Annotated in this window: 17 protein-coding genes; 7 read left to right on the forward strand and 10 right to left on the reverse strand. The window is 60.6% G+C overall.

The features are described from left to right. Positions 1-2: 2 nt before the first annotated feature. From GOX63_RS05530 to GOX63_RS05540, 3 genes are read left to right on the forward strand one after another with little or no spacing between them, the layout of a single operon-like run. The gene (locus GOX63_RS05530) at positions 3-1,214 is read left to right on the forward strand and encodes an acetyl-CoA C-acetyltransferase (protein WP_170325479.1); all 1,212 of its coding nucleotides are present in this window, start codon (positions 3-5) and stop codon (positions 1,212-1,214) included. Beyond that, a complete protein-coding gene (locus GOX63_RS05535) occupies positions 1,214-1,702 on the forward strand; it encodes a cupin domain-containing protein (RefSeq protein ID WP_170325480.1) in 489 nt (162 codons plus the stop codon). Before GOX63_RS05530 ends, GOX63_RS05535 begins: the two co-directional genes overlap by 1 nt. After that, complete coding sequence (locus GOX63_RS05540; RefSeq protein WP_170325481.1) at positions 1,695-3,896, forward strand: 3-hydroxyacyl-CoA dehydrogenase NAD-binding domain-containing protein; 2,202 nt, start codon at positions 1,695-1,697, stop codon at positions 3,894-3,896. Before GOX63_RS05535 ends, GOX63_RS05540 begins: the two co-directional genes overlap by 8 nt. Positions 3,897-3,962: 66 nt before the next feature. On the opposite strand, the gene GOX63_RS05545 is transcribed toward GOX63_RS05540, so the two are convergent. Further along, complete coding sequence (locus GOX63_RS05545) at positions 3,963-4,718, reverse strand: Hint domain-containing protein (protein ID WP_170325482.1); 756 nt, start codon at positions 4,716-4,718, stop codon at positions 3,963-3,965. A 259-nt stretch (positions 4,719-4,977) separates the two neighbouring features. Then, a complete protein-coding gene (locus GOX63_RS05550; RefSeq protein WP_170325483.1) occupies positions 4,978-5,898 on the reverse strand; it encodes a DMT family transporter in 921 nt (306 codons plus the stop codon). A gap of 150 nt (positions 5,899-6,048) precedes the next feature. On the opposite strand from GOX63_RS05550, the gene GOX63_RS05555 reads away from it, so the two are divergent. After that, the gene (locus GOX63_RS05555) at positions 6,049-7,065 is read left to right on the forward strand and encodes a hypothetical protein (RefSeq protein WP_170325484.1); all 1,017 of its coding nucleotides are present in this window, start codon (positions 6,049-6,051) and stop codon (positions 7,063-7,065) included. A gap of 1 nt (position 7,066) precedes the next feature. Here GOX63_RS05555 and upp read toward each other — a convergent pair whose 3' ends face one another. From upp to GOX63_RS05590, 7 genes are read right to left on the reverse strand one after another with little or no spacing between them, the layout of a single operon-like run. After that, entirely contained in the window at positions 7,067-7,699 is a 633-nt protein-coding gene (gene upp, locus GOX63_RS05560) for a uracil phosphoribosyltransferase (RefSeq protein ID WP_170325485.1), read from the reverse strand. Further along, positions 7,696-8,682 (reverse strand): adenosine deaminase, encoded by a 987-nt coding sequence (locus GOX63_RS05565; protein WP_170325486.1) that lies wholly within the window; start codon positions 8,680-8,682, stop codon positions 7,696-7,698. Before GOX63_RS05565 ends, upp begins: the two co-directional genes overlap by 4 nt. Beyond that, complete coding sequence (locus GOX63_RS05570) at positions 8,679-9,890, reverse strand: phosphopentomutase (RefSeq protein WP_170545013.1); 1,212 nt, start codon at positions 9,888-9,890, stop codon at positions 8,679-8,681. The genes GOX63_RS05565 and GOX63_RS05570 overlap by 4 nt, the downstream gene beginning before the upstream one ends. Beyond that, a complete protein-coding gene (locus GOX63_RS05575) occupies positions 9,887-11,194 on the reverse strand; it encodes a thymidine phosphorylase (RefSeq protein ID WP_170325488.1) in 1,308 nt (435 codons plus the stop codon). The genes GOX63_RS05570 and GOX63_RS05575 overlap by 4 nt, the downstream gene beginning before the upstream one ends. 4 nt (positions 11,195-11,198) lie before the next feature. Beyond that, on the reverse strand, positions 11,199-11,657 hold the full coding sequence (locus GOX63_RS05580; protein ID WP_367646698.1) for a cytidine deaminase: 459 nt from the start codon (positions 11,655-11,657) through the stop codon (positions 11,199-11,201). Between the two features lie 23 nt (positions 11,658-11,680). Beyond that, positions 11,681-12,778, reverse strand: a complete 1,098-nt coding sequence (locus tag GOX63_RS05585; protein WP_170325490.1) for a cupin domain-containing protein — start codon at positions 12,776-12,778, stop codon at positions 11,681-11,683. Next, positions 12,747-13,445 (reverse strand): hypothetical protein, encoded by a 699-nt coding sequence (locus tag GOX63_RS05590; protein WP_170325491.1) that lies wholly within the window; start codon positions 13,443-13,445, stop codon positions 12,747-12,749. Before GOX63_RS05590 ends, GOX63_RS05585 begins: the two co-directional genes overlap by 32 nt. Before the next feature lie 181 nt (positions 13,446-13,626). Here GOX63_RS05590 and GOX63_RS05595 point away from each other — a divergent pair, with 181 nt between their 5' ends. The 3 genes from GOX63_RS05595 to GOX63_RS05605 all read left to right on the forward strand — a co-directional run bounded on the left by GOX63_RS05595 (position 13,627) and on the right by GOX63_RS05605 (position 19,597). After that, complete coding sequence (locus tag GOX63_RS05595; protein ID WP_170325492.1) at positions 13,627-15,900, forward strand: NADP-dependent malic enzyme; 2,274 nt, start codon at positions 13,627-13,629, stop codon at positions 15,898-15,900. 273 nt (positions 15,901-16,173) lie between these two features. After that, complete coding sequence (gene prpE, locus GOX63_RS05600; RefSeq protein ID WP_170325493.1) at positions 16,174-18,063, forward strand: propionate-CoA ligase PrpE; 1,890 nt, start codon at positions 16,174-16,176, stop codon at positions 18,061-18,063. 94 nt (positions 18,064-18,157) lie between these two features. Beyond that, positions 18,158-19,597, forward strand: a complete 1,440-nt coding sequence (locus tag GOX63_RS05605; protein WP_170325494.1) for an amidase family protein — start codon at positions 18,158-18,160, stop codon at positions 19,595-19,597. A 254-nt stretch (positions 19,598-19,851) separates the two neighbouring features. On the opposite strand, the gene GOX63_RS05610 is transcribed toward GOX63_RS05605, so the two are convergent. After that, entirely contained in the window at positions 19,852-20,613 is a 762-nt protein-coding gene (locus tag GOX63_RS05610) for an NAD kinase (protein WP_170545015.1), read from the reverse strand. Positions 20,614-20,856 lie beyond the last annotated feature (243 nt).

A 20,856-nucleotide genomic window follows, 5' to 3' on the forward strand; every position in this document is an offset into this window, starting at 1 on the left:
CCATGACCGAAGCTTATATTTATGACGCCCTGCGCACCCCGCGCGGCAAGGGCCGTAAGGATGGCAGCCTGCACGAGGTGACCTCGGTGCGCCTGTCCGCCCTGACCCTGAACGCGATGAAAGAGCGTAACAATCTGGAAGGTCACGCCGTTGAGGATGTGATCTGGGGCAACGTCACACAGGTGATGGAGCAAGGCGGCTGTCTGGCGCGCTCGGCGGTTCTGGCCTCGGATCTGGATCAGTCGATCCCCGGTCTGGCGATCAACCGTTTCTGCGCCTCGGGTATGGAGGCCGTGAACCTAGCGGCAAACCAGGTCAAGGGCGGCGCTGGCGAAGCCTACATCGCAGGCGGTGTCGAGATGATGGGCCGTGTGGCCATGGGCAGTGACGGTGCCGCGATTGCCGTTGATCCGACGCTGGCGATGGACACCTATTTCGTGCCGCAGGGTATCTCGGCCGATATCATCGCCACCGAGTATGGCTTCAGCCGTGACGACGCCGATGCGCTGGCGGTTGAATCGCAGAGACGCGCGGCAGAGGCATGGGACGACAACCGGTTCGAAAAATCGGTCATCACCATCAAGGATCAGAATGGCCTGACCATTCTGGACCGCGACGAATACATGCGCCCCGGCACCGACATGCAAAGCCTTGGGTCGCTGAACCCGTCCTTCGCGATGATGGGCGAGCAGATGCCCGGCTTCGATAAGGTGGCAATGCTGAAATACCCGCATCTTGAGCGGATCAACCACATCCACCACGCGGGCAACAGCTCGGGCATCGTGGATGGTGCGGCTGCTGTTCTGATCGGCAACAAGGAATTTGGTGAGAAATACGGCCTGAAGCCGCGCGCCCGCATCAAGGCAACCGCCAAGATCGGCACCGACCCGACCATCATGCTGACTGGTCCGGTTCCGGTAACTGAAAAGATCCTCGCCGACAACGGCATGAAGATCAGCGATCTGGACCTGTTTGAAGTGAACGAAGCCTTCGCCTCGGTCGTGCTGCGCTTCCAGCAGGCATTTGATGTCGACCCGGCACTGGTGAACGTAAACGGCGGCTCGATCGCGATGGGGCACCCGCTGGGCGCGACCGGCGCGATGATCATCGGCACCCTGTTGGATGAGCTTGAGCGTCAGGACAAGGAAACCGGTCTGGCCACGCTCTGCATCGCGTCCGGCATGGGTGCAGCAACAATTATCGAGCGGGTCTGATGCCCAAGCTGGACCTCTCTCAGATTCCGTTCAAGGGCGGCTCGGCCTATCCCGGCAAGCTGGCCGAGGCGACCGCTGGTCGTTTCGTGCAGCGTGTGGGTGATGCGGGCGGGTTAACCCAGTACGGGGTCAATATCGTGCGGCTGGAACCGCAGGGCATGTCTTCGCTGCGTCATTACCATATGGAGCAAGACGAGTTTGCCATCATGCTCAGCGGCAAATGCGTGCTGATCGACGACGATGGCGAACATGAGATGCTGCCCGGCGACTGCGCCGCTTGGCCCGCAGGTGAGGCGAACGGCCATCACCTTGTGAACAAAACCGATGCGCCCGCGACCTTTCTGGTGGTGGGCACACGGACCCCGACCGAGACCGGCTATTACAGCGACATAGACATGATGGTGAAGGATGACGAGAACGGATTCGCCTTCACCCGCAAGGATGGCAGCCCGCTGACGGCTGACCAGATTGGAGATGACAATGACTGATTTCACTCTGAGCAAAGACGCGGACGGCGTCGCCTTTGTTACCTGGGATGCCCAGGGCAAATCCATGAACGTCCTGACCCGCGAGGCCTTTCAGGAGGTCAGCCAACTGATCGATCAGGCCCTGAACGATGATGAGATCAAGGGCATCGTCATCACCTCGGGCAAAGAAGGCTCATTCGCTGGCGGTATGGACCTGAACACGCTGGCCACCATCCGTCAGGAGGCAGGAGACGAACCGGCGCAGGCGCTGTTCGACTTTGTCATGGGCGGCCACCACATCCTGCGCAAGATGGAATTGGCGGGCATGGACCCCAAGACCAAGAAGGGCGGCAAGCCGATCGCCTGTGCCATCAACGGCACCTGCGCCGGGATCGGGACCGAGATCGCGCTGGCCTGTCACCACCGCGTCATGACCAGCAACCCGAAGGCCAAGATCGGTCTGCCCGAGATCATGCTGGGCATCTTCCCCGGCGGTGGCGGCACTATGCGTTTCAGCCGCATGGTTGGCGCGATGGCAGCGGCCCCGGTCCTGCTGGAAGGCAAAATGATGGACCCGGCCAAAGCCAAGGGCGCGCAGCTGATTGACGCTGTGTCGGACGATCCGGTTGCGGCGGCGAAAGAGTGGGTTCTGAACGCCAAAGACGCTGATCTGGTCAAACCTTGGGACGCCAAGGGCTACAAGATGCCTGGCGGTGCGCCCTATCACCCTGCCGGTTTCATGACCTTCGTCGGCGCCAATGCGATGGTGAACGGCAAGACCCAAGGCGCCTTCCCGGCGGCCAAGGCTCTGCTAAGCTCGATCTACGAAGGTGCGCTGGTCGACTTTGACACCGCTCTGAAAATCGAAGCGCGCTGGTTTACCAATGTTCTGATGAACCCGTCCTCATCGGCGATGATCCGGTCGCTGTTCCTGAACAAGGAAGCGCTGGAGAAAGGTGCCGTCCGTCCCAAGGATGTGCCCGATCAACGTGTCCAGAAGGTCGGCGTTCTGGGTGCAGGCATGATGGGTGCCGGAATCGCGCTGGTCTCGGCGCAGGCTGGGATGGAGGTCGTTTTGGTCGACCGTGATCAGGAAGCGGCCGACAAGGGTAAGGCCTATACCGAAAGCTACCTGGACAAGGGCATGAAGCGCGGCAAAGTCACGGCTGAAAAGAAAGAGGCCATGCTGGCCCGCATCACAGCGACTCCGGATCTGGACAACCTCAAAGGCTGTGACCTGATCATCGAAGCCGTGTTCGAAGATGTGGGCGTCAAGGCCGAGATGACCAAGAAGGTTGAGGCGATCATCCCCGAGGATTGCATCTTTGCCTCGAACACCTCGACCCTGCCGATCACCGATCTGGCCAAAGCCTCGGCGCGGCCCGAACAGTTCATCGGCATCCACTTCTTCTCGCCGGTCGAAAAGATGTTCCTGGTCGAAATCATCAAAGGTAAGGAAACCGGTGATCGCGCGGTTGCCAAGGCGCTGGACTATGTCCGTCAGATCCGCAAAACCCCGATCGTGGTCAACGATGCGCGCTTCTTCTACGCCAACCGCTGCATCATCCCGTACATCAACGAAGGTGTCCGGATGATCGCCGAGGGCGTGAACCCTGTGCTGATCGACAACGCCGCGCGCCAGCTGGGCTTCCCGGTGGGGCCGATCCAGCTGACCGACGAGACCTCGATTGATCTGGGTGCCAAGATCGCACGTGCAACCAAGGCGGCGATGGGTGATGCCTACCCGGAAAGCCCCTCGGATGATCTGATCTTCTGGATGGAGGAACAGGGGCGTCTGGGTCGCAAGGCCAATGCGGGCTTCTTCGACTATGACGACAAAGGCAAGCGTGTCGAATATTGGAGAGGTCTGCAGGAGAAATTCCCGCATGCCGAAGACCAGCCAGACCTGATCGAAGTGCAGGAACGTCTGATGTTCGCGCAGGTTCTGGAAGCGGTCCGCGCGCTGGAGGAAGGTGTGCTGGAAGACATCCGCGAAGGCGACGTGGGTGCCATTCTGGGCTGGGGCTTTGCGCCTTGGTCGGGTGGCCCGCTCAGCTGGCTGGACATCATCGGCACGCCTTACGCGGCCGAGCGTTGCGATCAACTGACCGAGGCATATGGCGAACGCTTCGCCTGCCCGCCGCTGCTGCGTGAGATGGCCGAAAAGGGCCAGAGCTTCTACGGTCGCTTCGCACCCAAAGCCAAGGCTGCCTAAACAAAAAACGCTGGCGCATGTCCCCCATGCGCCAGCGTCACCTTGTAGTTTCAGATAGTTCCCCGTTCAGATCATCATCAAAGGCCGACCCGGCCGCCCGGGCCGACGCGCGCCCCTGACCGGCCTCACCGGAACAATCGGATGATCAAAGACAGGTGCGGGAACCGAGCCCAGCGAATTTGCCAGAACACCAATGTCACCGCGTCGTGTCGTCAGATAAATCAAATCCGCCGCGGCCTCACCCGCGACGACCTCATACGACGCACCACCATTGATGCCGCCAGATCCAAATCGGCCCGCCGGGCAAAAGGCCCGAAATCCGCCTTCGATATAGATCACCTCATCCTGATCGAAAAACAGCGTACTGATGTCGAAATAGGATGCTGGCACATCCGAGGTGATCCGGAACATACCGCTCAGCAATCTGGCGGAAACAATCGGCATACTGACGGGCAGTGTGATCGGATCATGGTTCAACTTGGTGTTGTCCAGTGCGACGCCCTGCTCGGGCATCAACCAGACAACACGGCCGTTGTAGGCCGCGTTTGATGGCACCCGGATCGGCATGTTTTCAGCATTGGTTTCGCCGGGCGGCACCATGATGCAATCTGTCGCAACGCGACTTACCGGTCTGAAACCATTATCCAATGTTCGAACGAAATCACCGGCCCGCAACTCTTCGACCAGCTTCCATCCGGCCTTTGTTGCAACTTTAGTCCCGTGTACCAGCCCACCGCGGCGCGCGTTCAGCGCAGCCTGTGGCTCTGCGCCCCCTTGGTATTCGGACCTTTCCGCAAAATCTATTATACTCTCTACCTTCAACAAGTACCCACCCACCTATTACACTCAACAACTAAGATTCATGCGTATCACAGGATTTAGCAGCGGGACTTATTTTTGACATATTATGGTCCAATTTGGACCATTTCGGGCCCGCTAAGCACCCAAAACATAAACAACGTTTAAAATGTTAATGTCATTGGACTCAATCGGGAAACTATGTTCCGCAAGGTGGATCAATAGCTTACCCGAATCTGGCGATGTCTTCGGCACAGGCATTGGCCAAGCCTGCGCGTGGTGATCACACGGTCTCTCCCAACGCGGCGGCGCGTCTTGATCGCCAACCCAGCAGCGCACCAGCTGCGGCGATCAGCCCGATCCCGGCAATCTGCATGACGCCGATCACCTGACCCAGCGCAACCCAGGCGAACAGCGGGCCGAAAATCATCACCGAGTATTCGAACACCGCGACATAAGAGGTTTCCCCAATCTGATAGGCCTTGATCAGCATGAAGACCGCAATCGTGGACCCAACCGCCTGCACGACGATCCATTTCAGCGCTGGTTGCATGTCCCAGACCATGCCCCGCGTCACGAAACCATCGGGCAAGGAAAGCATCGAGAACACGGCCAGGCCAAGCGCTCCGGCCAGCCCAAGGGTCATGATCATGGCCGCCAACAGCGCTACGGTGCTTTCCTGTGCGCAATGGCTGCGAGTAATAATGGAACTGAGCGCATAGAAAAACCCTCCGGCCACCGGCAGCAGGGTTTGTGCATCGAATTCATAGGGATTGGGCTGCAGCACGCAGAGGATACCGAAAAAACCGATCAGAACGGCCAGAATGCGCCACGGGCCGATCCTCTGCCCCATTGCAAGGGCCGAGATCAACAGCACAAAGATCGGTGAGGTGAACAGCCCCGCCAGCGCCTGCGCAATCGGCATCAGCGCCAGAGAGGCAAAGTAAAACAGCATCGCCAGCGTGATCAAAACGCTACGCAGAATGACCGGCCCCAACCGTTGAGGGCGCAAACTGCCCATTCCCAACAGGGACAGGCCACCGATCAGCGGCAACATCAGCAGGGCGCGACTCAGGTGGAACTGCCACAGGCCGATCGTCTCGGCCAGCAGGATAACCACGTTGTCGATCACCCCGATGATCGCCATTGCGCTGACCATCAGGACCGACGCCAAAATCGGTGAGGTCTGAGTGTCCGCCTGCATTCTGCGCTCCGGTTGCAAAGTGGTGTGTGGCGGCGTGGCGTACCGCGCATCGCGCTATCCAGCACATTTTGCAATCCGGGCGCAACAGGTTTGCGCCTTTGGATTTTACCATGCTAAGCTGAGCCAAAATAAACACGAGCATACCTCACCTTGAAGACGGCACTCAAACAGTACCAACGGATCGAAGCCACCGGTCTGTGGCGCCCCTCGCCCGACGTGCAGCGGCGAGAGGTCGTGGTGTCGTTGGGTGAAGCCACGCTGACCATCTCGGATTTCAACGAACAGGCTCTGACCCATTGGTCTCTGGCCGCGTTGGAACGGCAGAATCCGGGCGTCTTCCCGGCGATTTTCAATCCTGATGGCGATCGAGACGAAACGCTGGAATTGGAGGACTCCGAGACCACGATGATCGAAGCCATCGACCGGCTGCAAAGGGCTATCGACCGAGCGCGGCCCCATCCGGGCCGGTTACGCTGGTTCAGCGTCGCCGGTGTGGTGGCCGCCGTGGCGGCGCTGTTGCTGCTGTGGATGCCGTCGGCTTTGCAAAACCACGTTGTATCGGTCGTGCCCGAGATCAAGCGCCAGGATATCGGCAACGCGATTCTGCAGCGGATCGAGCGGGTGTCGGGACGGGCCTGCACATCTGAGGACGCAGAGGCGGCGCTGACCCAATTGGCGACGCGCACCGGGGTTCGAAAGGTCATCATTCTGCCTGCCGGGGTGCAAACCAGCCTCAGCCTGCCAGGTGGGATCGTGCTGCTGAACCGGGCCTTGGTCGAGGACCACGAAGACCCCTCAGTCGCTGCGGGCTACATCATCGCCGAACGCGCAAGGACCGAGGCACAAGATCCGCTGGACGATCTGCTGGACCGTACCGGCGCAACGACAGCCTTCCGCCTGCTGACGACCGGAGAGCTAACGCCCGAGAATGTGGACAATTACACCGAGCAGGTTCTGTCGGAACCTCGCCCCACCCTGCCCGATGATGATTTGCTTGAGGTCTTCGCCCAAGCCGCGCTGCCATCGACCCCATATGCATACGCGACGGATGTCACCGGCGAGACGGTGTTGGGCCTGATCGAGGCCGACCCGATGGCGGGCCGCCCCCTGCAACAGGTTCTGCCGGACCGCGATTGGGTCCGGCTGCAGAATATCTGCGGCGAATAACTTACTTGGTGCCGAACATCCGGTCCCCGGCATCGCCGAGACCGGGCATGATGTAACCCTTGGAATTCAACTCGCGGTCCAGAGACGCGGTGACGATTTTCACATCCGGGTGCGCCTCTTTCATGCGCGCGACACCTTCGGGCGCGGCCAGCAGGCAGAGGAACCGGATATCAGTCGCGCCCGCCTCTTTCAGCAGGTCAATTGCCGCGGCCGAACTGTTGCCGGTGGCCAGCATAGGATCAACGGCGATGACCAGACGGTCTTTCAGCCCTTCGGGTGCCTTGAAATAATACTGCACCGGCTTCAGGGTCTCTTCGTCACGATAGAGCCCGACAAACCCAACGCGCGCCGAGGGGACCAGTTCCAGAACGCCGTCCAACATTCCGTTGCCCGCACGCAGGATCGACACCAACGCCAGTTTCTTGCCAGCCAGAATTGGCGCGTCCATCTCCTCCATCGGGGTTTCGATATGGCGGGTGGTCAAAGGCATCTCACGCGTGACCTCATAGGCCAGTAGCAGCGTGATCTCGCGCAGCAACTGCCGGAATTCAGCGGTCGAGGTGCCCTTGTCCCGCATGAGCGTCAGTTTGTGCTGGACCAGCGGGTGGTCAACGACGGTCAGGTGTTCGCTCATGATCTCTCCAGTCTTTTCTTGACCCGCGCGCGGGTGTCATCATCACAGAAGGCCGCTTTCAGGGCCGTTTCGTTCAGGGCAGCAAAGTCTTCGGCCTCCCAGCCGAAGGCTTGGCTTAACATCTCATATTCGCGCCGCATGGTGGTGTGGAAAAACGGCGGGTCGTCGGTTGATACAGTGACGTTGACCCCGTGGTCGCGCAACCGGGCAATCGGATGCGCGGCGAAATCGGGGAACAGGCCCAGAACCACGTTCGAACCTGGACACACTTCAAGCGTCACTTCACGGTCGACCAGTTCGCGGATCAGGTCTGGGTCTTCGATGGCGCGGACGCCGTGGCCGACACGTTCCACTCCCAGATCGCGCACCGCATCACGCACGCTTTCGGGGCCACCGAATTCACCGGCATGAGTGGTCAGGCGCAGCCCGGCTTCGCGCGCGCAGTCGAAGGCCCATTTGTAGTCACCCTGCGTGCCGACGGCTTCGTTGCCGCCCATACCAAAGCCGGTGATCCAATCTCCGGCCGTTTCGGCGGCGCAATGGGCGCTGCGTTTGGCTTGCTCGGACCCGAAATGGCGCACGCAAGTCACAACGCCGCGAAGCGTGATATCGTATTTGCGCTCGGCCTCATCTGCCGCGTCCTGAATAGCATTCAGATAGTCGCGCCAGGCGTGCAGGTCGCCGCCGCCGCAGAAGTCTGGGCTGAGGAAAGTCTCAGAATAAACCACACCGTTCGCCGCGCTTTCTTCCAGGATCGCCAGCGTCAGGCGACGGAAATCCTCGGGGGTTTTCAGCACTTCGCAGGCGGCCTCGTAGACGCTGAGGAAATGCGCGAAATCGCGGAAGTCATAGCTGCCGTCGGGCTTGAATATCCCGCTCAGGTCGACGCGCTTTTCATGCGCAAGCTGACGGATAAAGGCGGGCGGTGCCGCGCCCTCGTGATGCAGGTGCAACTCGATTTTGGGCAAGTCTGCGACGGTCATAGAAAGCTCTTCCCCGGCCCTTGTGCAGGAATGTTGAGGAGATGCGCGATGCTGCCGGCGACGTCGGCGAAATTGATCGCGCCGATCCGCCCGGCACCCTGCCCTGCGATAAGAACAGGAACCTGCTCGCGCGTGTGGTCTGTCCCGATCCAGCTGGGATCATTGCCGTGATCGGCGGTCAGCAGCATCAGATCGCCGGGGCGCAGACGCGGCAGGATTGCGCCGACCTCTCGGTCGAACCACTCCAGCGCGCAGGCATATCCGCTGATATCGCGTCGGTGGCCATAGAGGCTGTCGAACTCGACGAAATTGGCGAAAGTCAGGCTGCCCTCTTCGGCCTCATCGACCAGATCGGAGAGGTGGCCCATAAGCTCGGCATCCGAGCCCTTGCGCAGCGTGTCGATCCCCTGCATCGAGAAGATGTCGCCGATCTTGCCCACCGCATGAACGCGCCGACCGGCGTCCTGCGCCCAGTTCGTCAGAACCGGCGCAGGCGGCAGGATGGCGAAATCCTTGCGGTTGGTGGTGCGGGTGAAACCCTCTTCCGGCGAGCCGACAAAGGGCCGCGCGATGACACGACCCACCTTCATCTCATGCAGTCGCGGTGCCAGTGCCTTGCACATGTCCAAGAGACGATCGAGACCAAAGCTCTCTTCATGCGCAGCAATCTGGAACACGCTGTCGGCCGAGGTGTAGCAGATCGGCCAGCCGGTCCGCATATGCTCGGCCCCCAGTTCGGCAATGATGGTGGTGCCTGAGGCGTGGCAGTCGCCCAAAATGCCCTCGGTTCCGGCGGCCTCAGCGGCCGCGCGGCTTAGGTCGTCCGGGAAGGATGGCGTCGTATCCGGGAAGTAATGCCAGTCCCACGGCACTGGCAGCCCGGCCAGTTCCCAGTGCCCCGAGGGCGTATCCTTACCCGGCGAATGCTCGCGCGCGCAGCCCCATAGGCCCGTTGGCGTAGCATGTAATCCGGGTGTCTCTGCGCCCGAGGCCAGACGCGTCGCGGCGCCCAGTCCAAGCGCATCCAAATTAGGCAGGTGCAGCGGACCAGAACGACCGTCCTCGGCTCGCCTATCGGCGCAGGCCTGAGCAATATGGGCCAAAGTGTTGGCCCCGGTATCCGGGGTTTCGCCATTAAAGAATCGATCCGCATCCGGCGCGCCGCCGATACCAACCGAATCCATCACAACAAGAAAAACGCGTGTCACGGTGTGATCCTTTCGTGAACAAGCGTCGGCATCGGCCCTGCATCCGCGCCGATCGTTATGGCCTTCTTCACAGCGTCAGCGGCCTGCTGGGCGGCGTCTTCACGGGCCGCGTGGACCACTGCCAACGGCGCGCCCTTTTCGACCCTGTCACCCAGCCGGACGATCCCAGACAGACCAACCGCCGGGTCGATCACGTCATCCTCGACCTGCCGACCGCCGCCCAGCGCGACCACGGACAGGCCCAGCGCCTCACCATCTATTGCGGTGATGTAACCGCTGGTTTCGGCAGAAACCTCAAGGATCACGCTAGCTTCGGGTAGGTAGCGTGACCAGCTGTCGACAAACTGCAATGGCCCGCCCACGGCGGCCATCATGCGACCAAACCGTTCGGCCGCACGACCATCCCGGATGACATCGGTGATTTTGTCACGGCCTTCATCAGCGGTTGCGAACATGCCCGCATCGGCCAGCAGCACTCCGCCCAGCTCGGCCGAGATTTCGGCCAGCGGTTCGTAATGCGCTTTGGTCAGAACCTTCATCACCTCGGCTACTTCCAGCGCATTGCCCAGCGCAGGCGCCAGAGGTTGGTGCATATCGGTGATCACGGCCGAGGTTCGGCACCCCGCCGCATTGGCCGTTTCCGTCAGGGCCTGCGCAAGACTACGAGCATCCTCAAGCGTCTTCATGAACGCCCCACTGCCCACCTTGACGTCCAGCACCAAAGCCTGCGGGCTGGCGGCCAGTTTCTTGGAAAGGATCGATGCAGTGATCAGGTCCAGGCTTTCCACCGTCGCCGTTACATCACGGATCGCATAAAGCCGCTTGTCCGCCGGCGCAATCTGCCCCGTCGCACCGACAATAGCCGCGCCGGTGTCGCGAAGGATCTGGGTCAGACGCTCCTGTCCGATCTGAGTGCTGACGCCCGGAATGGATTCCAGCTTGTCCAATGTACCGCCGGTATGGCCCAGCCCACGGCCCGAGATCATCGGAACATAGGCCCCAAGTTCGGCCAACGCAGGTGCCAAAACCAGTGAAACGCTGTCGCCCACCCCTCCGGTCGAGTGTTTGTCGATCACCGGGCCGTCGAAATCCCAGCTCAGCACGTCGCCGCTGTCGCGCATGGCAACGGTCAGGTCGGCGCGCCCCTGCGCACCCAGCCCGCCCATGCAGACGGCCATGGCAAAAGCCCCGGCCTGCGCGTCGCTGACGCCGCCATCGGCCAACCCCTGCGCGAACCATGTCAGTTCCCCACCGGTGGGCACCTGCCCCCGGCGCAGTTTTGCGATGATCGAACGGGCATCCATGGGTTCAGACGTCCTCCATATGCGAAGCGTCAAAGGCCCCCGGTAGGAGGTCACCGATAGTGGTCTCGAGCTCAGCCCCGTCTACCGTGGCCAGCGTCACCTTGACGTCGCGTCCGCCGAATTCGGCCAGTTTCTGACGACATCCCCCGCAGGGTGGCACGGGTTGAGGTGAGGACGCGACCACGTAAACCTCGGTCAGGGACTGTTCGCCCGCGGCCACCATGGCAGCGATGGCTCCAGCCTCGGCGCAGGTTCCTTCGGGGTACGCCACATTTTCGACGTTGCAGCCGGAATAAACCTCGCCCGAGGCCGACCGGATTGCTGCGCCAACCTTGAAGTTCGAATAGGGCGCATAGGCTTTTTCCCGGACGGACAGTGCGGCGTCTTTCAAAGTCATGGCGATTCCCCAATTTTTGATCATCTGGTCAGAAAGGCATACCCTAAATGAAACTGACCGGGGAATTGAAGCCCCGGGCAGCAGATTCCTTAGCCCAAAGTCGTGTTGAACGCACCCGGAAGCGTAACCTCCAACAGCTCAACATCCTCTGACGGATCGGCCAAACGGGTGCGCATACCGGGCGGGATGACAAAGGCATCCCCCTGTTCAAGCCGGAACGGATCGCGGCCTTCGCCCTCAAGCGTGACTTCCCCGTTCATGACAAAGGTGAAGTGGATATCCGTATCGTGCGCCGCCCAAACCGGATCGCCCTGCCCTTTGCGTACGACCTGTACGCCGGCAACGCCCTTGGTGTTCTCTGAAATGGTCGTGTCGCGGCAGATATAGCCCGGCAGACGGAACGGAACCCATTCGGCGCCTTCGGCCTGATTGAAGACGAACCGTTGACCCTGCCACTCCCGATCCGGGCGGTAGCGGGGCGTGGGCAATTCCATCTCATGATCGATCTCGGTGACATGCTCGGCGGGAACCCCGATCTCGATCACCTGCACATTGTCCGAGGCTTCGAGCACGCGGTGGCGAATCTCCGGCGGCTGGATAAAGCAATCGCCCGCGGTCAGGCGCATCTTGTCGCCCTGGTCTTCATAGACCACGTCGACCCAACCGTGGATACAGAAGATCAGCTGAAACCCGACCTTGTGGAAATGCACCATATCGGGCACCGGCCCACCGTCGGGAATGCGAATATGGCTGGCGATGATCGAGCCGCCCAGCCGGTCCGGCACCAAATCGCGATAATGCATCCCGGCCCGGCCGATGATCCACGGCGCCTGATCCTTGAGCCTGCGCACCACGAAAGAATGCACCGTTTCTGGCATGACCAGAGGCGGGTTCAACTCGTCGATCTCAACGCGGGTACCGTTAGGCGCGACAAGGCTGCGCTGACCCTCCGCGAAGTCATCCGGGTTGTCAGTCAGAATGCGCAGCGTTCCGGGCGGTTCGGGTGCGTCTTTCTCGACCCGCAGGCGCAGGCCGTGGCCCGAGAAAACGGCGATACGCGGGTCATCGGCGGGATAGATCATGTCCATCCGCATCCCAAGAACCTTGGTGTAAAATGGGATGTCGTTACGCAACTCCTGCGTGGGCAGGCGGATTTCAGCTTGGGTCTGGCTGTACGAATTGGTCATTGGGAGTCTCATCGGCCTTGGCTTTCGGCCATCCGATCAGAACCGCGGCCAAAATGCCAATCGAAAAGAACATCTCGAGCGTTTCTTCCAGCGCGAACAGGCGGGTCGCCATGACAGCCGAGATCCCGTCGCCGACGGCACCGCTGACCTCTTCCAACCCCTGGGCGATAACAGCGCACATACCGGCCAGAAAGAACACCAGAAGAAACGGCGCCCGTTCCCTCAACGCTCGCCAGGCGTTCGGCACCCCATGCAGGACAACCCCGCCCAGCACAATCACCGCCAGAACAACGCGCACCGCCGTCATATCCAGCAGGCCATCCAGACCGTTCAGAATAAAGTAAGGCACGCTGTCCACGGCATAAATATCGGCCTCAAGCTCGCGCTCTGCCAATAGCAGCAAAACCACGCCGATATACAGTCGGCTGATCCCACGATACCGATTGAGAGCCACCAAACCAGCGACCAGCAAAGCCACTGCCGAGCCAGTTTCGATCAAACCGCCCTCTTGGTTGAACACCGCGGCCTGCATCGGCCACAAAGAGATGGCGCACAGTATCGCGACGGCCAGAACGATGGCCGCACGAAAAGCGAAATGGTCGGTGCCAAATTTGCCTGTATTCGACGAGAGGGCCGCGCCCGTCTCGACGTCATTCTGATAGCTCATGCCAGTCTTCTCGGTCCGACAAGGGATGAATTCAAAAGTTGCGGGAATATAAGTGTTTTAAAGCGGAATTCAAGAACAGCGGCAAAACAGCCCCGTTCCGAGTTCTCAAGTGACGCAACGTAGCCAAGCCGAAAAAAATAGTTTAAGGCTAAATCAAATTTCAGAAGGGAGCTGAATTTCGATGTCGGATACACCCAGTTTGCGGCAGGCCGCGCTTGAATATCACGCCCATCCAAAACCCGGGAAGCTGGAAATCAAGGCAACCAAGCCGATGGCCAACGGCCGTGATCTTGCGCGCGCCTATTCCCCCGGCGTGGCCGAGGCCAGCCTCGAGATCAAGGCGGACGCATCCAACGCGGAACGCTACACCGCACGCGGCAATCTGGTGGCAGTTGTTTCGAACGGGACGGCGGTTCTGGGCCTGGGCAATATCGGCGCGCTGGCCTCGAAGCCGGTGATGGAAGGCAAGGCGGTCCTGTTCAAGAAATTCGCGGGCATCGACTGTTTCGACATCGAGGTCGACCAGCCCGACCCGGAAAAGCTGGCCGATATCGTCTGCGCGCTAGAGCCGACCTTCGGCGCCATCAATCTGGAAGACATCAAGGCCCCCGACTGCTTTATCGTCGAAAAGCTGTGCCGTGAGCGGATGAACATTCCGGTCTTTCACGACGATCAGCACGGTACTGCCATCGTTGTTGGGGCCGCCGCCAAGAACGCGCTGCACGTGGCCGGAAAGAAATTCGAAGACATCAAGGTCGTCTCGACCGGCGGCGGCGCGGCGGGGATCGCTTGCCTCAGCATGCTGGTGAAACTGGGGGTGAAGCGCGAGAATATCTGGCTGTGCGACATTCACGGGCTGGTCTACGAGGGCCGCGCCGAGGATATGAACCCACACAAGGACCAGTTCGCACAGAAATCCGACCTTCGCACGCTGGACGATGTGATCGGCGATGCCGACCTGTTCCTCGGCCTCAGCGGTCCCAATGTGCTCAAACCCGAGATGGTTGCGAAAATGGCCAAGCGCCCGGTCATCTTCGCGTTGGCCAACCCGACGCCCGAAATCCTGCCCGATGCCGCGCGTGAGGTCGCACCGGATGCGATCATCGCCACCGGCCGCAGCGATTTCCCCAATCAGGTCAACAACGTGTTGTGCTTCCCCTTCATCTTCCGGGGCGCGCTGGATGTGGGGGCGACCGAAATCAACGACGAAATGCAGATCGCCTGCGTCGATGGTATCGCCGAGATGGCCCGCGCCACCACCAGCGCCGAGGCTGCAGCGGCCTATAAAGGTGAGCAATTGACCTTCGGCCCGGACTATCTGATCCCAAAACCGTTTGACCCTCGTCTGGTGGGCGTCGTGTCCTCATCCGTGGCCAAGGCAGCGATGGAGAGCGGCGTCGCCAAGCGCCCGATTGACGATATCGAAGCGTATAAAGAACGCCTGAACCAGACCGTCTTCAAATCCGCCCTGCTGATGCGCCCTGTGTTCGAAGCCGCCGCCGCCGCATCGCGCCGGATTGTCTTCGCCGAGGGCGAGGATGAACGCGTGCTGCGCGCCGCACAGGCCATTCTGGAAGAGACCACCGAAACACCCATTCTGATCGGACGTCCCGACGTCATCAGAGCCCGATGCGAACGGTTGGGCCTGACGGTTCGCCCCGGCGAAGACTTCCAGATCGTGAACCCGCAGGATGACCCTCGGTACTATGACTACTGGAACTCTTATCATGCGATCATGCAACGCCGTGGCGTGACGCCCGATCTGGCCAAGGCGATCATGCGCACGAACAACACCGCGATTGCCGCCATCATGGTGCATCGGGGTGAAGCCGACAGCATGATCTGCGGCACCTTCGGCGAGTACCGCTGGCATCTGAACTATGCGCAACAGGTTCTGGCGGATGGCGACCTGCGCCCCCATGGCGCGCTATCGTTGATGATCCTCGAGGATGGCCCCCTGTTTATCGCGGACACCCATGTGCGACAGTTGCCAACACCCGAAGAACTGGCCGAATCGACACTCGGGGCCGCGCGCCACGTGCGTCGGTTCGGGATCGAACCCAAGATCGCCTTCTGCTCGCAATCGCAATTCGGCAATCAGACAGAAGGATCGGGCAAGCGCCTGCGCGCCGCACTGGATATCCTCGATTCCGAGCCACGCGACTTCACCTATGAAGGAGAGATGAACCTAGACCTGGCGCTGGACCCGGAACTGCGGTCGCGGATTTTCCCGAACTCGCGCTTGGAGGGCACAGCCAATGTTCTGATCTTTGCCCATGCAGACGCGGCCAGTGGCGTACGCAACATTCTGAAGATGAAAGCTGACGGGCTGGAAGTCGGACCGATCCTGATGGGGATGGGCAACAAGGCACATATCGTGACGCCTTCGATCACTGCGCGCGGGTTGCTGAACATGGCTGCCATTGCCGGAACACCGGTGGCGCATTACGGCTGAGGCCGAAAACAGATGCTCGGGTGTCCGCGCCGGCACCCGAGCGTAATTCAAGCGCCAGTGATTCTTTGCACTCGGAACTTTGCAGATTTGCAAATGATGGCGTTCCATGCGTGCAACTTTGCTCCCTTAAGCTACTTTGCAAAAATTTGCAGGCGTTTGCGGCCCGTTCTGCAAATATTTTGCGATAAAGTGACGCCCCGTTATGTCCCTCGCTTGTGCGCAGCCCCCCGCCCCCCTTACACACGTCGCAAGGGATTTAAGGAGGAGACCAACGTGGCCTATCAGGACGTTTACGAAAGCTGGAAATCCGATCCGGAGGCATTCTGGATGGAGGCCGCAAAAGGGATCGACTGGGTCCAACCTCCGACCAAAGCACTGTTTGACGACAACGCCCCGCTGTACGAATGGTTCTGCGACGCCAAGGTCAACACTTGCTGGAACGCGGTCGACCGCCACGTTGAAAATGGCCGCGGAGAACAGACCGCCATCATCTACGACAGCCCGATCACCCACACCAAGCGCGAGATTTCCTATGTCGAGCTGCGCAACCGTGTTGCCAATCTGGCCGGGGCGCTGCGGGCCAAGGGCGTCGAAAAGGGTGACCGGGTCATCATCTATATGCCGATGATCCCCGAAGCGCTCGAGGCGATGCTGGCCTGTGCTCGATTGGGTGCGGTTCATTCGGTCGTATTCGGTGGCTTTGCCAGCAACGAACTGGCCGTCCGTATCGACGACGCCAAGCCCAAGGCGATCATCGCGGCCTCGTGCGGGATGGAACCGGGCCGAGTGGTCCACTACAAACCCCTACTGGACGGCGCCATCGAGATGGCCAGTCACAAGCCCGATTTCTGCGTCATCTTCCAGCGCGAACAGGAAGTGGCGCAGCTGGTCGAGGGCCGTGACTTTAACTGGCACGGGTTCCAATACGGTGTCGAACCGGCGGAATGTGTGCCGGTGGACGGCAATGATCCGGCCTATATTCTTTACACCTCGGGCACCACGGGTGCGCCCAAAGGCGTCGTGCGCCCGACTGCGGGCCATCTGGTTGCGCTGAATTGGACGATGAAGAACATCTATGACGTCGATCCCGGTGATGTGTTCTGGGCGGCGTCCGATGTGGGGTGGGTCGTTGGGCATTCCTACATCTGCTATGCCCCGCTGATCCACGGCAACACCACCATCGTCTTCGAAGGCAAACCGGTCGGCACCCCCGACGCAGGCACCTTCTGGCGGGTGATTTCCGAGCACAAGGTCAAAAGCTTCTTCACCGCCCCCACCGCCATCCGCGCGGTGAAACGCGAAGACCCCAAGGGCGAGATGCTGGAGAAATACGACCTGTCCAGCCTGCGCGCTCTGTACCTGGCGGGCGAACGGGCTGACCCGGACACAATCGAATGGGCGCAGGACGCGTTGAAAGTTCCGGTGATCGACCACTGGTGGCAGACGGAAACCGGCTGGGCCATCGCTGGCAACCCGCTGGGGATCGAGGAACTGCCGGTCAAGCTGGGCTCTCCGGCCAAGCCGATGCCGGGTTATGATGTGCAAATTCTGGACGAGGGCGGCCATCAGATGAAGCCGGGTGAGCTGGGTGCAATTGCGGTCAAGCTGCCGCTGCCTCCGGGCACCTTGCCAACGCTGTGGAACGCGGAAGAGCGCTTCAAAAGCTCGTACCTGAACCACTTCCCCGGATACTACGAAACCGGCGATGCGGGCATGATTGATGAGGACGGCTACCTTTATATCATGGCGCGCACCGATGACGTGATCAACGTCGCGGGCCACCGCCTGTCCACAGGCGGGATGGAAGAAGTGCTGGCCGCCCACCCTGACGTCGCCGAATGCGCGGTGATTGGCGTGACCGATCAGTTGAAAGGGCAGATGCCTGTTGGGTTCCTGTGCCTGAACGCAGGCTGTGACCGCGACCATGGCGAGGTCGTGCAGGATGTGGTCAAGCTGGTCCGCGAAAAGATCGGCCCCGTGGCCGCCTTCAAGCAGGCCGTCGTTGTGGATCGCCTGCCCAAGACCCGCTCGGGCAAAATCCTGCGCGGCACGATGGTGTCCATTGCGGACAGCCAGGACTACAAGATGCCCGCGACCATCGACGATCCGGCCATTCTGGACGAGATCACCGTGGCACTGAAATCCATCGGCTACGCCCAGTAAGCACGCTGCGGGCGGTCTCTGGCCGCCCGCCTTGCGCCTTTCCCTTGCAACCGGGAACAGGGCCCCTACTGTCTGACCAAGACAATGAGGCCGCATGACACATTCCGACATCTGGCGACTGAGCGCCACCGACCTGACCGCCCTCACCCGCAGCGGAGACCTGAGCGCCGAAGACGCAGTGCGCGCATCCATTGACCGGATGCATCAGGTCAATCCGGACCTGAACGCGGTAGTCGAGGACCTGAGTGCCGAGGCAATGGAGCGTGCGCGCGACCTCGATCAAGCCCGGGCTAACGGAACGGCTCCCGGGGCGCTGCACGGCGTGCCGGTGACGATCAAAATCAACGTCGATCAAACAGGTCATGCCACGTCAAATGGCGTCGTGGCATTGAAAGACGTGATAGCCCCAGATGACGCTCCGGTCGTTCGCAACCTGCAAAACGCCGGGGCCGTGGTGATCGGACGTACCAACACGCCCGAGTTTTCGTTCCGCGCCGATACCGACAACCCGCTGCACGGGCGCACGCATAACCCTTGGGGGCGGCATATTTCACCCGGCGGATCTTCGGGCGGTGCCGCGGCAGCTGTGATGGCCGGGGTCGGAGCATTGGCCCAGGGCAACGATATTGGCGGCAGCCTGCGTTTTCCGGCGGCTGCGAACGGAGCGGTGACCGTAAAGCCCGGCTTGGGCCGCGTGCCGGCATGGAACCCCAGCCAACAAGCCGAGCGTGGTCTTCTGGCGCAATCCATGTCGGTCCAAGGGCTGATCACACGCTGCACCGCCGATCTTCACCTGTCGATGCCCAGCCTGATCGCGGCCGACCCACGCGATCCGTTTCACGTACCGATGCCCTGGCGCGGCGAACCTTTGGATAACCCCATCAAGGTCGCCTTCACCAAGGACACTTTTGGCTATGCCCTGCACCCCGAGGTCGACAAGGCGCTGGATACGGCCCGCGATGCTCTGATCGATGCGGGCTATCAGGTTGAAGAAGTCAGCCTGCCCGATGTGTTCGACTGTGGCCGAACGGGATACCGCACGCTAATGGGTGAGGTCCTGACCCTGTTGAAAGGCGATATCGAGGCAGCCGGGTCCGAGACAATTCGTGACATCTTTGACGTCTATTTTCAGGAATTCCCGCCCATCACCGGCACCGACATGGTGAAAATGCTGGCCAAACGCACCCACTATGCGCGGGAATGGTCACTGTTCATGCAGGATTACCCTTTGGTCCTGTCCCCCTTCCTTCCGCAACCGTTTTTTAAACCCGACCGCGACACCGAAGGCGTCGAAGGCGTGCACGAGGTTCTGGGCTGCGCGGTATATTCCTATGCGATGAACTTTCTGGGCCTGCCCGCCGCCAGCGTTCCCGCGCGGCTGGCCGATCTGCCGCAAGGGCCGCAACCGATCAACATCCAGATTGCCGCCCGCCGCTGGCGCGAGGACATGGCCGTGGACGCCGCCGCCGCGATAGAGGCGCACGTGGGCCAGATGTGCGTGCCGCTTTGGGATAAAATGGACAAGACCAAATAGGCCGGATCAAAAAATAGACCCCGGGGTTTTGTGCCCGGGGTCCTCTTGCTTAAATAAACCCGGAAATCGGTCAACGAGCGTAGCACCACCTACCCTCGCCGGCGCGAAAACTGCGCATTCATTCGACAACGCCGCTTGGTGGCCACTCACTCCCACCTAGGCGTGTTATCCGGGCAAGTTAAGATTAACAAAAGACGAATCAAAGGCCTGTGAACTGGATCACATAAGCCGCAAAAAGCCTTGTTTCCGACGCGTCAGGTGAATTGTTCCGAGATCAGGCGCTCTTCCAGACCATGCCCCGGGTCGAACAGAATGCGGTGCTGGATGGACGGTTCAGAGCGAATCTCGACCCAGTCGATATCTGCAAAGGAAACCGAATCCGCGTCAGCCATGACCGGGCGCTTGTCAGCGTCCAGCACATCAAAACGAACCTTTGCGATCTTGGGCAATAGCGCCCCGCGCCACCGGCGGGGACGAAACGCGGCAATCGCCGTCAGGGCCAGCACATCGGACCCGATGGGCAGAATTGGCCCATGCGCCGAGTAGTTGTACGCCGTCGATCCGGCTGGCGTTGACAGCAGGGCTCCGTCACAGACCAGTTCAGGCATTCGCACCCGCCCGTCGACGCTGATCTTCAGCCGCGCGGCCTGCGGACCGGCGCGCAGCAGCGACACCTCGTTGATGGCCAGAGCTTCATGCAGCTTACCGGATTGATCCATGGCCTGCATCGCCAGTGGGTTGATGACCTCTTCTTCGGCCGCAGCCAGACGCTCCATCAGGTCGTCTTCGTGAAACTCATTCATCAGGAACCCGATGGTGCCGCGGTTCATACCATAAACCGGCGTATCCAGGTGCTGCATGTTGTGCAGCGTGTGCAACATGAACCCGTCCCCGCCCAGGGCGACCACCACATCCGCATCCCGGGGGGCCGCATTGCCGTACAGTTTCACAAGGCTGTCCCGCGCGATTTGCGCCACATTGACGTCGCTGGCGAGAAAGGCGATTCTCTTTGTCATGTTTTCCGGTTTCCGGTCTTGCACATTTGGTTCCGAAACAAACATACCTTTCCCCGATAGGCCAGTCTTGACGCCACAGCGGGCCAAATCGTCGCTTTACAGCTTTTGCGAATGTGCCGTTTCCGATAGGAAATCCGCAAGATAATTCCAGCATGTGGAGCCCCCATGAACGCCAATCTTCGTGATACCGGTTTTTTCACCCAGTCCCTTTCGGACCGTGATCCTGAGCTTTTTGGCTCGATC

The sequence above is a fragment of the Ruegeria arenilitoris genome (genome assembly GCF_013031355.1).
Lineage (GTDB): Bacteria > Pseudomonadota > Alphaproteobacteria > Rhodobacterales > Rhodobacteraceae > Ruegeria > Ruegeria arenilitoris_C.

Coding starts and splice junctions, on each gene's coding strand:
- GOX63_RS05530 (WP_170325479.1), top strand. CDS start 3: ATGACCGAAGCTTATATTTATGACGCCCTGCGCACCCCGCGCGGCAAG.
- GOX63_RS05535 (WP_170325480.1), top strand. CDS start 1,214: ATGCCCAAGCTGGACCTCTCTCAGATTCCGTTCAAGGGCGGCTCGGCC.
- GOX63_RS05540 (WP_170325481.1), top strand. CDS start 1,695: ATGACTGATTTCACTCTGAGCAAAGACGCGGACGGCGTCGCCTTTGTT.
- GOX63_RS05550 (WP_170325483.1), bottom strand. CDS start 5,898: ATGCAGGCGGACACTCAGACCTCACCGATTTTGGCGTCGGTCCTGATG.
- upp (WP_170325485.1), bottom strand. CDS start 7,699: ATGAGCGAACACCTGACCGTCGTTGACCACCCGCTGGTCCAGCACAAA.
- GOX63_RS05565 (WP_170325486.1), bottom strand. CDS start 8,682: ATGACCGTCGCAGACTTGCCCAAAATCGAGTTGCACCTGCATCACGAG.
- GOX63_RS05575 (WP_170325488.1), bottom strand. CDS start 11,194: ATGGATGCCCGTTCGATCATCGCAAAACTGCGCCGGGGGCAGGTGCCC.
- GOX63_RS05585 (WP_170325490.1), bottom strand. CDS start 12,778: ATGACCAATTCGTACAGCCAGACCCAAGCTGAAATCCGCCTGCCCACG.
- GOX63_RS05590 (WP_170325491.1), bottom strand. CDS start 13,445: ATGAGCTATCAGAATGACGTCGAGACGGGCGCGGCCCTCTCGTCGAAT.
- GOX63_RS05595 (WP_170325492.1), top strand. CDS start 13,627: ATGTCGGATACACCCAGTTTGCGGCAGGCCGCGCTTGAATATCACGCC.
- GOX63_RS05605 (WP_170325494.1), top strand. CDS start 18,158: ATGACACATTCCGACATCTGGCGACTGAGCGCCACCGACCTGACCGCC.
- GOX63_RS05610 (WP_170545015.1), bottom strand. CDS start 20,613: ATGACAAAGAGAATCGCCTTTCTCGCCAGCGACGTCAATGTGGCGCAA.